Annotated in this window: 7 protein-coding genes and 1 pseudogene; 7 read left to right on the top strand and 1 reads right to left on the bottom strand. The window is 71.4% G+C overall.

Annotated elements, in window-relative coordinates:
- The first annotated feature begins 10 nt into the window (after positions 1-10).
- From IEZ10_RS06855 to IEZ10_RS06840, 4 genes are all read left to right on the top strand, one after another.
- Positions 11-1,675, top strand: a complete 1,665-nt coding sequence (locus IEZ10_RS06855) for a serine/threonine-protein kinase (protein WP_189245579.1) — start codon at positions 11-13, stop codon at positions 1,673-1,675.
- A gap of 1 nt (position 1,676) precedes the next feature.
- Complete coding sequence (locus IEZ10_RS06850; protein ID WP_189245578.1) at positions 1,677-2,663, top strand: NAD(P)-dependent oxidoreductase; 987 nt, start codon at positions 1,677-1,679, stop codon at positions 2,661-2,663.
- Between the two features lie 110 nt (positions 2,664-2,773).
- Entirely contained in the window at positions 2,774-4,132 is a 1,359-nt protein-coding gene (locus IEZ10_RS06845; protein ID WP_189245736.1) for an FAD-binding oxidoreductase, read from the top strand.
- A gap of 13 nt (positions 4,133-4,145) precedes the next feature.
- Positions 4,146-5,405 (top strand): SAM-dependent methyltransferase, encoded by a 1,260-nt coding sequence (locus tag IEZ10_RS06840; RefSeq protein WP_189245577.1) that lies wholly within the window; start codon positions 4,146-4,148, stop codon positions 5,403-5,405.
- Between the two features lie 67 nt (positions 5,406-5,472).
- Here IEZ10_RS06840 and IEZ10_RS06835 read toward each other — a convergent pair whose 3' ends face one another.
- Entirely contained in the window at positions 5,473-7,008 is a 1,536-nt protein-coding gene (locus IEZ10_RS06835) for a long-chain-fatty-acid--CoA ligase (protein WP_189245576.1), read from the bottom strand.
- A 176-nt stretch (positions 7,009-7,184) separates the two neighbouring features.
- Between IEZ10_RS06835 and IEZ10_RS06830 the strand changes: the two genes are divergently transcribed.
- From IEZ10_RS06830 to IEZ10_RS06820, 3 genes and pseudogenes are all read left to right on the top strand, one after another.
- Positions 7,185-8,726, top strand: coding sequence for a GMC family oxidoreductase (locus IEZ10_RS06830; RefSeq protein WP_189245575.1), 1,542 nt, complete (start codon positions 7,185-7,187; stop codon positions 8,724-8,726).
- Positions 8,727-9,543: 817 nt separating this feature from the next.
- Positions 9,544-10,284, top strand: a complete 741-nt coding sequence (locus IEZ10_RS06825; protein WP_189245574.1) for a GNAT family N-acetyltransferase — start codon at positions 9,544-9,546, stop codon at positions 10,282-10,284.
- Positions 10,285-11,024: 740 nt separating this feature from the next.
- A pseudogene (locus IEZ10_RS06820) lies at positions 11,025-12,704 on the top strand (TlrC/CarA/OleB/SrmB family ABC-F type ribosomal protection protein); the annotation flags it as partial.
- Between the last annotated feature and the right edge of the window lie 432 nt (positions 12,705-13,136).

The following is a 13,136-nucleotide window of genomic DNA, read 5'->3' as shown; positions in this document are numbered from 1 at the left end:
GGGTCACGTGATGACGTATCCGGACGGTGGACGGGTTGTCGCCGGGCGCTACCGGTTGCTGAGGGAGCTCGGCAGGGGCGGCATGGGCGTGGTCTGGGAGGGATACGACACCCTTCTCGACCGGCCCGTCGCGGTCAAGGAGGTGCTGCTGCCGCCGAACCTCCCCCCGGCCGAGCGCGAGCGCCAGCTCGCCCGCACCTCCCGCGAGGCCAGGACGGCGGCGCGGCTCAACCACCGGGGCATCGTGGCGATCTACGACGTCGCCGAGGAGGACGGCCGCCCCTGGATCGTCATGGAGCTGGTCCGGGCCCGCGGCCTCGACCAGGTGGGCACGCTGTCGGTCCAGCAGGTCGCCGTGATCGGCCGCCAGGTGCTGGCGGCGCTGCGGGCGGCCCACGAGGCCGGCATCCTGCACCGCGACGTCAAGCCCAGCAACATCCTGCTGGCCGACGACGGCCGGGCCGTGCTGACCGACTTCGGCATCGCCACCCTCGAAGGCGACACCTCGCTGACCCAGACCGGCATGGTGACCGGCTCGCCCAGCTTCCTGCCGCCGGAACGCGCCACCGCGGGGCCCTCCGGTCCCTGGTCCGACCTGTGGTCGCTCGGCGCGACCCTGTACGCGGCGCTGCTGGGCCACGGTCCCTTCGAGCGCCCCACCGCCATCGCCACCCTCGGGGCGCTCATCACCGAGGAGCCCGACTTCAGCCGGGTGCCGCCGGAGATGCGCGAGGTGCTCACCGGCATGCTCCAGCGCGACCCGGCCCACCGGCTCACCGCCGACCAGGCCGACCTGCTGCTGGCCGAGGCGAGCGGCGCCGCGCCAGCCGGACCGCGTCGCGCCGCGACGGGGCCCCGCCGTACCGACCGGCACCGTACGGCGGAGACCTCCGCGCTCTCCGGAGCCACCGGGAGCACCGGAAGCACCGGGAACACCGGATCCCACGGGTCCCGCGGCCCCGACCGGGAGCGGCGGCGCGCCGGGCGGATCGCACTGATCGCGGCGGCCGTGGTCGTCCTCGGCGGAGGCGGCGCCGCGGCCCTGGCGATGAGCGGGAACGGCGAGCCGGACCCCTCCGCGGCGCGGCCGTCCGAGCGGGCCGTCACCGCCATCCCCGACGGCGCCGGGACGCCCGGTGACACGGTGACGCCGAGCGCCTCGTCCTCGCCCAGCCCCACCCCCACCAGGACCAGGAAGCCCGCCTCGCAGCTGCGGCTCTGGCAGGCCAAGGCGCCGGACAACTGGACGATCGGCTACCCGGCCGGCTGGCGGGGCGACTGGGCCGCCGAGACGAACTACACCCAGTGGCTGAGCCCCGACGGCCAGGCCCACCTCGGGGTCGAGGTGCTCCCCGAGAACGCCGGGAACCTGCGCGCGCTCCAGGAGACCGTCCGGGAGGACACCGCCCAGTGGAGCGAGATCCTCACCGAGAAGACGGTGAACGTCCCGCTCGCCTACGGCTCCGGGCTCGACTGGGAGTTCACCTGGAAGACGGACCAGATCGGGGGCGCGCCGTGGGCCAGGCCCGGAGTGACCTACCGCGAGACGCGCCGGTTCGTCGGGGTCGGCGACACGGTCTTCGTGCTGAGCTGGACGGCCGCCGAGGGGTGGAACGGGCGTCCCGGGCTCATGGAGAAGATCTTCACGAGCTTCCACCCGCGGGGAGGCGAGTGACATGACCGGTGAGGCGCCCTGGAAGGTGCTGGCGCTGCCGCCGCTGCCCGCCGAGGCGCTGCGCGGCCTGCTCGGCCCGCTCGGCGACCGGGTGGAGGTGTCGGTCCCGGAGAGCCGCGACCGCGCCGGTCTGCTCACCGCGCTGGCCGGCGCCGAGATCGTGGTCGGCGACTGGAGCGGCGGGCTCGCGCTCGACGCCGAGGCCGTCCGCGCCGCCCCGCGGCTGGCGTTCGTGCAGCAGCCCTCGGTGGGCGTGGACGGCCACGACCTCGCCGCGCTGGCCGCGGCCGGCGTGCCGCTGGCCAACACCGCCGGGGTGAGCGCCGTCGCGGTGGCCGAGTGGTGCCTCGCCGCCGCGCTCTCGCTGTCGCGACGGCTGCCCGAAGCCGACGCCGCGGTCCGCGCCGGCGGCTGGCCGCAGCTCGACCTCGGCCCCAGGGAACTGCACGGCTCACGCGTCGGGATCGTCGGCTTCGGCCCGATCGGCCGGGAGTGCGCGCGAATGTTCGCCGCGCACGGCTGCGAGGTGTCCTACTGGACCCGGCGGCCCCGGGAGGCCCCCTACCCCCACCGGCCGCTGCCGGAGCTGGTCGCCTCATCCGACGTGCTGGTGGTGGTGGTCGCGCTGGCAGAGGAGACCCGGGGCCTGGTCGACCCGCTGCGGATGCCCGCCGGGTCGCTGCTGGTCAACGCGGCCCGCGGGGGAGTGGTGGACGGGGCGGCCCTGCTTTCGGCCCTTTCCTCCGGGCATCTGGGCGGCGCCGCGCTCGACGTGTTCGAGACCGAGCCGCTCCCCGCGGACGACCCGCTGCGCGGCCACCCCCGGGTGCTGCTGTCCCCGCACGTGGCGGGGGTGACCGCGCAGGTCACCGGGCGGCTGGTCCGGCGGGTCCTGGACAACCTCGGCGCCGCCCTCGACGGCCGCCCCGTGACGGATGTGGTCAATGGGACGGGGGCGGTTGTCCGCCGCCGGACGGGCCGGGCGTAGAGTTTCCGCGCGTTTAACGTGTCCCGTCTGGCTCCGATGACAGGTGAGATATACCGTGCTAGAGGCGATCTTCCTATGAGTGCTCCGGGGGTGGATGTCCTGTGGAACAGATGACGGAGATGGCGGCGCACCGCCGGGCCGTCGAGCAGATCAGGCAGGCCTACGCCGAGATTCCCGAGGACGCGGCTCCCCGGCTGGCCAAGGCCACGACCAACCTGTTCCGCTTCCGCGACTCCTCCCGTGCGGCCAAGCTGTCGGCCCGCGACCTCGACAGGGTCATCGAGGTCGACCCGGTGGCCATGACGGCCGAGGTGCAGGGCATGACCACCTACGAGCACCTGGTGGACGCCACCCTCCCGCACGGGCTCATGCCGTACGTCGTGCCGCAGCTGAAGACGATCACGCTGGGTGGCGCGGTGACCGGGCTCGGCATCGAGTCCACCAGCTTCCGCGACGGGCTGCCGCACGAGTCGGTGGAGGAGTTGGAGATCCTCACCGGCGACGGCCGGGTCGTCGTGGCGCGCGACGACAACGAGCACCGCGACCTGTTCCGGGCCTTCCCCAACTCCTACGGCACGCTCGGCTACGCCCTGCGGATCCGCATCAGGCTCAAGCCCGTCCAGCCGTACGTCCGGCTCACCCACATCCCCTTCGCCGACGCAGACAAGTGCATGGTCGCCATGCGGGAGATCTGCGAGAGCGGCCAGTACGAGGGTGAGCGGGCCGACTTCGTGGACGGCACCTACTTCGGGCCGAACGAGCTCTACATCACCGTCGGGCAGTTCGCCGAGAAGGCCCCCTACCTGTCCGACTACACCGGGATGCGCATCTACTACCGGTCGATCCAGACCCGGACGCGCGACTGGCTGACCGTCCGCGACTACCTGTGGCGCTGGGACACCGACTGGTTCTGGTGCTCGCGGGCCTTCGGCGTGCAGGGCGCGCTGGTGCGCTCGCTGATGCCCCGCAAGTGGATGCGCTCCGACGTCTACCGCAGGCTCGTCGGCCTGGACCGCAGGTACGGCCTGACCGCCCGGGTGGACCGCTGGCGCGGCCGGCCCGTGCAGGAGTCGGTCATCCAGGACATCGAGGTGCCCGTCGAGCGCGGCGCGGAGTTCCTGGAGTTCTTCCACGACAAGGTCGGCATGACCCCGGTGTGGATGTGCCCGCTGAAGTCGTCCGAAGAGTGGCCCCTCTACCCGCTGGAGCCCGGCCGCCTCTACGTCAACTTCGGGTTCTGGGGCACGGTCCCGCTGCCCCGCGGCCAGTTCGACGGCTACTACAACCGCATGATCGAGAACACGGTCCACCGGCTCGACGGCCACAAGTCCCTGTACTCCACGTCTTTCTACGACCGGGACGAGTTCTGGAAGTTTTATAACGGTCCTATCTACTGGCCGGTAAAGCGGGCATACGATGCCGGTGGCCGATTGCTCGACCTCTACGACAAGTGTGTACGGGGGCGTTAGGAGAGTTGATTCTGTGAAACTCGCAGAGATCTTCGAAAAGGTCGTCGGGCCCGAGGCGAACGTCCGCCTCACCGCCTACGACGGCAGCAAGGCCGGCCCCGCCAGCGCCGACATCGCCATCGACATCAGGTCCCCCATCGCCGTCGCCTACCTGGCGCAGGCCCCGGGCGAACTCGGCCTCGCGCGGGCCTACGTGTCGGGCCACATCGACGTGCACGGGGACATGTACTCGCTGCTGTCGCGGATGTGGTCGATCACGCTCGACGACATCCCGGCGAGCGAGAAGATCGCCGCCGTCCGCGCCCTGGGCCTCAAGCCCCTTCTGATGCGCGTGCCCCCGCCCCCGCAGGAGGTGCGCCGCAGCATGCTGGCCAGGATGGGCAGCAGGCACGCCAAGGAGCGCGACGCCCAGGCGATCCACCACCACTACGACGTCTCCAACACCTTCTACGAGTGGGTGCTGGGCCCCTCCATGGCCTACACCTGCGCGGCCTTCCCCCGCGAGGACGCCACGCTGGAGGAGGCGCAGTTCACCAAGTTCGACCTCGTCGCCCGCAAGCTGGGCCTCAAGCCCGGGATGCGGCTGCTGGACGTCGGCTGCGGCTGGGGCGGCATGGTCATGCACGCCGCCCGCGAGTACGGCGTCAAGGCGCTGGGCGTCACCCTCTCGCGCCAGCAGGCCGAGTGGGCGCAGAAGGCCATCGCCGAGGCCGGGCTGGAGGAACTGGCCGAGGTCCGCCACATGGACTACCGCGACGTCACCGAGAGCGGCTTCGACGCGGTCAGCTCCATCGGCCTCACCGAGCACATCGGCAAGGACCAGCTGCCGAACTACTTCCGCTTCCTGTACGGCAAGCTCGTCCCCGGCGGCCGGCTCCTCAACCACTGCATCACCCGGCCCACCGGCACCGAGAAGACGTTCAACGGGGGCGGGTTCATCAACCGCTACGTCTTCCCCGACGGGGAGCTGGAGTCGGTCGGCCATCTCATCCGCGAGATGGAGGACACCGGCTTCGAGATCCACCACGAGGAGAACCTCCGCGAGCACTACGCCAGGACGCTCCGCCACTGGTGCGACAACCTCGACGCGCACTGGGACGAGGCGGTCGCCGAGGTCGGCCGGGGCACGGCCCGGGTCTGGCGGCTGTACATGGCCGGCTGCATCGTCGGTTTCGAGCGCAACAAGGTCCAGCTCCACCAGGTGCTCGGCGTGAAGCTCGGCCCGCAGGGAAAGTCCGGCGTGCCGCTGCGTCCCGCCCTCGACTGGCCCTGACCCGCCCGCCGGTACGGCCCGCCCGGTCCTCACCGGGCGGGCCGTACCGTGGGTCGCGGGGCAGGGCTCAGCGCAGCTCGCGCTTGAGGATCTTCCCGGTGGCGGTCATCGGCAGGGAGTCGCGGAACTCGATGATCCGCGGATACTTGTAGGCCGCCATGTTCTCCCTGCACCACTCCGACAGCTCCGTCTCGGTGACGGCCACGCCGGGCGTGCGGATGATGTACGCCTTGACCTCCTCGCCGTGCGACTCGTGCGGCACCCCGACCACCGCGGCGAGGGAGACCGCCGGGTGCGTCATCAGCACCTCCTCCAGCTCGCGCGGGTAGACGTTGAAACCACCCCGGATGATCATGTCCTTGGCGCGGTCGATGATCGAGTAGTAGCCGTCGGAGTCGCGGACGGCGATGTCACCGGTGCGGAACCAGCCGTCCCGCATCGCGTCGGCGGTCGCCTCGGGCCGGTTGTAGTAGCCCTTCATCACGTTGTGGCCGCGGATCGCGATCTCCCCGGGACCCTCGCCCTCGATCGTCTTCCAGTCGGCGTCGATCAGCTTCATGTCCACGCCCCAGATCGGCGTGCCGATCGTGCCGGGCTTGGTCGGCCGGCCCGGCTGGTTGAAGCAGGCCACCGGGGAGGTCTCCGACAGGCCGTAGCCCTCCAGGATGCCGATGCCGAAAGTGGCTTCGAAGTCCCTGAGCACCTCCACCGGGGAGGACGCGCCGCCCGCGACCGCCGCCCGGAGGGCGGTCGGCACCTCGTCGCCGTCGGCGTGGATCTTCGTCAGCATGCCCCAGTACATGGTCGGCACGCCCGCGAACAGGGTGATGTTCTCCGCGCGCATCAGCGCCAGCGCCTCGCCCGGGTCGAAGCGCGGCATGAGCACGACGGTGCCGCGGCGCCGGAACCCGAGGTTCATCACGACGGTCTGGCCGAAGGAGTGGAACAGCGGCAGCGCCGCCAGGAACGCGTCACCCTCGTCGCCCCGGGGGAACATCTCGTCCGACACCATGGCGTTGAGCACCATGTTCTGGTGGCTCAGCTCGGCGCCCTTCGGCTGGCCGGTGGTGCCGCTGGTGTAGAGGATCACCGCGGTGTCGTCCGGCGCGGTCTGCACGGTCTCGAACTCGCCGGACACACCGTCCAGCGCCGCCCACAGGGTCTCGCCGTACTCCGACTCGGTGGCGAACGCGGCGGCCGGCAGCACGAAGAAGTGCTCGGCCCCCGCCGCCCTCTCGAACCCCTCCCGGCCGCGCGCGCCCAGCGGCAGCTCCGGGGTGCCCTCGAAGCAGAACAGCGCCTTGGCCTCGGAGTCCTCCAGGTGGTAGGCGATCTCCCGCGACTGCAGAAGCACGTTGAGCGGCACGACCACCGCGCCGGCCTTGAGGATGCCGTAGTACACGAACGGGAAGTAGGGCAGGTTCGGGCAGGCCAGCGCGACCTTGTCGCCCCGGCCGATCCCGCGGGAGACCAGCAGGTTGGCGACCTGGTTGGCGATGGTGTCGACCAGGGAGTAGGGGAGCCGCAGATCACCGAAGACCAGAGCGGTGCGATCGGGCTGCTGCCGGGCGCTGTCCTCCAACACGATCGACAGATTGAGCATGGGCGTCCTCCTCCGGACAGGCTTCTGACGCGCCCATACTCGCAGGCCGGGATACCTGCCGGTAGGTAAGCGAGGTCACAAATTGACGGGCAATCGCCGAAGGAGTATGCAGATGTGAGCCCGCTCACACGGGGGAAGCGAGCCGACACCGTCCGTATGTCGAAGGGTGCTGGCACATGATGTACGACTACGTGATCGTGGGGGCCGGATCCGCCGGCTGCGTGCTGGCCGGCCGTCTCTCCGCCGACCCGGCGGTGACCGTGGCGCTCCTGGAGGCCGGCGGCCGGGACGACGCCTTCGAGATCCGGGTGCCGGCCGCCTTCCCCAAGCTCTTCAAGACCTCCCGCGACTGGGACTTCTCCACCGTCGCCCAGCCGGGCATGTCCGGCAGGCGGCTGTACTGGCCGCGCGGGCGGATGCTCGGCGGCTCCTCCTCGATGAACGCCCAGATGTGGGTGCGCGGCCACCGCGCCGACTACGACGACTGGGACGTGCCCGGCTGGTCCTACGACGAGGTCCTGCCGTACTTCCGGCGGGCCGAACGCCGCGTCGGCTCCAACCACGGCGGCGTGTACGGCACCGACGGCCCGATCGTCGTCTCCGAGTTACGCAGCCCCAACCCGGTCACCGCCGCGTTCCTGCGCGCCTGCGAGGAGACGGGGATCGCGCGCCTTCCCGAGCTGAACGGCCCCTCCAACGAGGGCTGCTGCCCCACCCCCGTCACGCAGGACCGCGGCCGGCGCTGCAGCGCCGCCGACGCCTACCTCGGACCCGCCGCGAAACGCCCCAACCTTACGATCCTGACCGCCGCCTCCGCCCGCCGCGTCCTCATCGAGGACGGCCGCGCCGTCGGCGTCGAGTACGGCGACGGCGCGGTGGCGCGGGCCCGCCGGGAGGTGATCCTGTCGGCCGGGGTGATCGGCTCGCCCCACCTGCTCATGCTCTCCGGGGTGGGCGCGGCCGACGAGCTGTCCGCCCAGGGGATCGAACCGGTCCGCGACCTGCCCCAGGTCGGCCGCAACCTCCAGGACCACCTGGCGGCGGGGATCATCCTGCACTGCCCCGAGCCGGTCACGCTGGCCGGAGCCGAGACGACCGGCAACCTGCTGCGCTTCCTGCTCGCCCGCCGCGGCATGCTGACCTCCAACGTCGGCGAGGCCGTCGCCTTCATCCGGACCTCACCCGACGAGCCCGCCCCGGACATCGAGCTGGTGTTCGTCCCCGTCCCCTTCGTCGACCACGGCCTGACCCGTCCCAAGGGCCACGGCCTGACCATCGGCGCGGTCCTGCTGCGGCCGGAGAGCCGGGGGCGGATCCGCCTCGACGGCCGCGACGTGGTGATCGACCCCGCCTACCTGTCGGCTCCGGCCGACGTCAGACGGCTGGTGGCCGGGCTGCGCGCCGCCAAGGGACTGTTCGCCACCGTGGCGCTCAAGCCGTACGCCGGACCGCCGATGGACCCCTACTGGGGCGCCGAGACCGACGAGGAACTCGCTCGCTGGATCCGCGAACGCGGTGAGACCCTCTACCATCCGGTGGGAACCTGCCGGATGGGGGCCGACGACGAGTCGGTGGTGGACCCGTCGCTACGGGTCCGCGGCGTGGCGGGCCTCCGGGTCGCCGACGCCTCGGTCATGCCGGCCATCAACCGGGGCCACACCCATGCCCCCACCGTCATGATCGCCGAACGGGCCGCCGACCTGATCGCCGCCACCTGAGCCCGCCCTGACCGGAACCGGGCGGGCTGGGGCTTTCCCCGGGTTCGGGCGGGATGGTGCTTTGCCGGGCTGGTCGTTTGTGCGCGCTGCGGGGGGTGTTCCGGGCCGCTCGGGCTGAGGCTTTTCCCGGCTGGGGGCGTTTCCCGGGCTTGGGCGGGTCGGTGGTTGCCGGGTTGGTCGGTGGTGCGCGCTGCGGTGGGTGGGTGTTCCGGCCGGCGTTGTGGTTGGGCTCTGGTGGTTTCCGGCCTTCGGCCTGGCCTCGGGCGCGGTGGTTTCTGGCGTTTTGAAGCCGGCCGGAACACCCACCCACCTCCGCGCCATGACTTGCCCGGCCGTACGGCCTGCTCGCCGTAGTTGCTCCCTTTCCGCCCGGCCCACGGTTCCCGCCGATGCTGAAGCCACGCTGCCTCCCCGTCCGGGGCGGGGCGCCGTAGCCTTGCGGCCACACTGGCGGGGGAGAGCGCAGGGCTGAGCACCGTAGCTCCTCCCTTTCGGGCCGCTAACGGCCCCCGTCCTTTCCCCTCGGGTCATTCGCTCTTTCGGTCATTCACGATCCCGTTCCGGAAAGCGAGGAGGAGCGGGAACCGGATCGCCCATGGTCTTACCCCGAAGAGCGATGAGAGAGCGGAGTTCATGGTCCTCCCCATAGGGAGCGGCGGGTAGAGGCCCTAAGGGCGGCAAGGGCGGGGTGAGCGGAGTGGGGCGGGGGGAGTGGACCGGTGGGTCGGCCCGGTATTGGATCTGAGGCTGGCTTCGGTGGGCCCTTAGGGTTGCGGGCATGAGCAGTGCGCTGACAGATGTCGCTCCCGGTGGACGTATGAGCCCCCTCCTCCTGGCCAACCGGAACGCCGCCGCCCTCTGGACGGCGCTCGCGCAGGCCCGGGGGAACGAGTTGGTTCAGCGGCCCGGCTTCGTCGGGGTGAGGGGAAGCGAACGCGGCGGGACACGGATCCTGCTGCTCGGCCCGGACCCGGATGAGGGCGACCTCGCCGCGCTGACGGAGCTGGTCCGAAGCCGACGGGACGGCAAGGTGGTCGTCGAGGACCAGTTCGGCACGGTCGACATGGGAGATCTGGGCCTGACCCCCCGCCGGTTGCCCGTCATGATCCGCGACACCGCTCCGCAGGGGAGCGCCGGCGGTACGTCCCCCTCGTCATCCGCCATGGAGGTCGTCCGAGCGGAGTCGCCGGGCCTGCTGGAGACCGTGGAGCGGGTCGTGGCCCACGGATTTCCACTGAACGGTTTCCTGCCCTGGCATCCGGGCGAGGTCTTCCCCCGGACCATGCTGGAGCGGCAGGACGTCGAGTTCTTCCTCATCACCAGGGACGGTGTGCCCGCCGGCGCCTGCATGGTGATCCTCGACGGCGCGGTCGGCGGCGTCTACTGGGTGACCACCCTGCCCGAGCACCGGTCCCGCGGGGTCGGGCGGGCGCTCATGCACGTCGTACTGGAGCGTCTGTCCGGCTTTCCCGTCACCCTGACCGCGGCCACCGCCGGCAAGCCGCTCTACGACTCCCTGGGCTTCGATGTGATCACCCAGGCCACCTGGTGGTCCTGACCTCCCGGGCCCGGCTCCCCTCCCTGCGGACTGCCGCCGCTTCCCCTCCCGTGACGAGCCGCGTCCGCTGACCGGGGTGCTCGCCGGAGAGGATTCTCGTGGCCGGAAGCTCGGTCCTGCCGATCCTCCTCGTCGGCGGACGCGGCAGATCCGCTGTTGACGAGTCTCGTAGAGTGCCATCCCCTGCGGGGGCGTCAGCGCGGCGTGGCAGATCGCCGAGCAGACGCTGCGGCAACTCCTCCTTGTCGTCCTGCTTCATGCCGTACGACTCGCTCGGGGCCTGCCCGGTCCCCAAGAGATGATCTTGACCAGGGTGATCCTGATGATCTCACGGGGCAGGGGCGGCTCCTGATCGGCCAGTGCTGCCGCCTTGCCCCGGATCGGTCCGCGCGCGGCGAGCGCGGCCCGCCGGGATCGCTCGCCGTGCCATACGGGGTTCGGTTCTCCGGTGTCGAACACGACCAGAACTGTGACATGAAACGAGACGGACCGGTTCGTCTTGACTTAGGAGCGATGTGCCTCCATACTCCTCTCTATCGAGACGAACCGTCTCGTCTTAAAAAGTGAGGAGATTGCTGATGACCATCGGCGAACGGTTCATCGCCGGAGCGTCGAATCCGGCTGGTCGATATGCGGGCCGAGAACGCCGGCTCCCTCCTCGTCAAGGAGTACCGGACCGGAGCACCTCAGCCCCGGGTCCCCGAGTCGAACCGTACGAGGCTCGCGAAGGCCGACCAGGCATGCAGTCATGTTTCGTCCGCGCTGACAAGAGGAGGTGGGGCACTCTGCGCACCCCCGCCCAACTGGCACTCAATCAGATCACCAAGCGCTACGGCACCCGCGTCGTCCTGGACCGGGTGTCGCTCACCGTCAAGCCCGGCGAGCGGCTCGGAGTGATCGGCGACAACGGATCGGGCAAGTCCACGCTGCTCAAGCTCATGGCGGGCGCCGAGCGGGCGGACAACGGCGAACTCGTGGTCGTCGCGCCCGGCGGCGTCGGATACCTGCCGCAGTCGCTCGCGCTACCGTCACACGCCACCGTCGCCGACGCCGTTGACCTGGCACTCGCCGAGCTGCGTGGGCTCGAAGCCCGGATGCGGGCGGCCGAACGCTCGCTCGGCGCGGCGGGCAAGGAGGAGTCCGCGACCCTGCGTGCCTACGCGGAACTTGTGGCCGAGTTCGAGGCGCGGGGCGGTTACGAGGCCGACGTCCGCGTAGAGGTCGCACTGCACGGGCTCGGGCTGCCCGGGCTCGACCGGAACCGCCCGCTGGGCACGCTCTCCGGCGGCGAACGCTCCAGGCTCGCCCTGGCCGCCACGCTGGCGTCCGCTCCCGAACTGCTGCTGCTCGACGAGCCGACCAATGACCTGGACGATCAGGCCACGGCCTGGCTCGAACAGCGCCTGCTCGCCCACCGGGGCACGGTCGTGGCGATCACGCACGACCGGATGTTCCTGGATCGGGTGACCACCGCCATCCTTGAGGTGGCCGACGGGCAGGTGCGCCGCTACGGCGACGGGTATGCCGGATACCTCGCCGCCAAGGCCGCCGAACGTGTCGCTCAGGCGCGGGCCCACGAGGAATGGAAGACGGAGCTGGACCGGCATGCCACGCTGGTGGCGGCCAATGCGGGCCGGCTGGCCGCGATTCCGCGTAAGACGCCCAAAGCGGGCATGGGCACCGGTACCTGGCGGGCGCGTTCACGCACCCACGGGGCCGCCGGCCGCATCCGGCAGTCCCAGCAGCGGTTGCGGTGGCTCACCGAGCACCCGGCGGTGCCGCCGCCCGAGCCGCTGCGCTTCACCACCGTCCCCGCCACCGCGGGCGCCGTCGGGGACGAAGTGGCCACGCTCGACGGCGTGGTGGTGGCGGGACGGCTCTGCTTGGAATCCCTCACCGTTCGGGCCGGTGAGCGGCTGCTCGTCACCGGCCCGAACGGAGCGGGCAAGACCACTCTGATGCGGGTGCTCGCCGGAGAGCTGCGACCGGATGCGGGCGAGGTGCGACGGGCCGGCCGGGTTGGGTTCTTCCGGCAGGACGGGCCGACCGGCGTGGCGAACCGGACCGTGCTGCAGGCCTACGCGTACGGGCGTCCCGGAAGCCCGGATGAGCACGCGGATGCGTTGCTCGCCTTGGGCCTGTTCCGGCCGTCCGACCTGGGGCTGCGCCTCGGGGAGCTGTCCTACGGGCAGCGGCGCCGGGTCGAGCTGGCACGGCTGGTGAGCGAGCCCGTGGACCTGCTCCTGCTCGATGAGCCGGCCAACCACCTGTCACCGATGCTCGTGGAGCAACTGGAGGAGGCGCTGACGTCCTACCAGGGCGCGCTGGTCGTGGTCACGCACGATCGGCGTCTGCGGGCCACGTTCACCGGCACCCGCCTCGAACTGGCCGAGGGACGTCGGCGCTCACCGGCCCCGGGCGCTCGGTGGGAATTCCCGGACGTATCGCACCCTCGCCTATCGGAGCCTGCCACACGAATCGAACAAGGGGAGGCGCCGTGGCGGAACGCAAGGTCACGTCAGGGAGCGGGGACGGGCTGAGCTCGGCGTGATCGACTACGGCGCCCGGCCCTGCGCTCTCCCCCGCCAGTGTGGCCGCAAGGCTACGGCGACCCGCCCCGGACGGGGAGGCAGCGTGGCTTCAGCATCGGCGGGAACCGTGGGCCGGGCGGAAAGGGAGCGACTACGGCGAGCAGGCCGTACGGCCGGGAAAGGCATGGCGCGGAGGTGGGTGGGTGTTCCGGCCGGCTTCAAAACGCCAGAAACCACCGCGCCCGAGGCCAGGCCGAAGGCCGGAGACCACCGGAGCCCAACCACAACGCCGGCCGGAACACCCACCCACCGCAGCGCGCA

It is taken from the genome of Streptosporangium pseudovulgare, assembly GCF_014648055.1.
In the GTDB taxonomy this organism is placed as follows: Bacteria; Actinomycetota; Actinomycetes; order Streptosporangiales; family Streptosporangiaceae; genus Streptosporangium; species Streptosporangium pseudovulgare.
Note: the sequence above shows the minus strand (reverse complement) of the source record. Positions and strands in the feature narration are given on the sequence as shown.

Bases quoted from the DNA above. Each gene is read 5' to 3' on its own strand.
- IEZ10_RS06835 (WP_189245576.1), bottom strand. From the start codon at position 7,008: ATGCTCAATCTGTCGATCGTGTTGGAGGACAGCGCCCGGCAGCAGCCC.
- IEZ10_RS06855 (WP_189245579.1), top strand. From the start codon at position 11: ATGACGTATCCGGACGGTGGACGGGTTGTCGCCGGGCGCTACCGGTTG.
- IEZ10_RS06850 (WP_189245578.1), top strand. From the start codon at position 1,677: ATGACCGGTGAGGCGCCCTGGAAGGTGCTGGCGCTGCCGCCGCTGCCC.
- IEZ10_RS06830 (WP_189245575.1), top strand. From the start codon at position 7,185: ATGATGTACGACTACGTGATCGTGGGGGCCGGATCCGCCGGCTGCGTG.
- IEZ10_RS06825 (WP_189245574.1), top strand. From the start codon at position 9,544: ATGAGCCCCCTCCTCCTGGCCAACCGGAACGCCGCCGCCCTCTGGACG.
- IEZ10_RS06845 (WP_189245736.1), top strand. From the start codon at position 2,774: ATGACGGAGATGGCGGCGCACCGCCGGGCCGTCGAGCAGATCAGGCAG.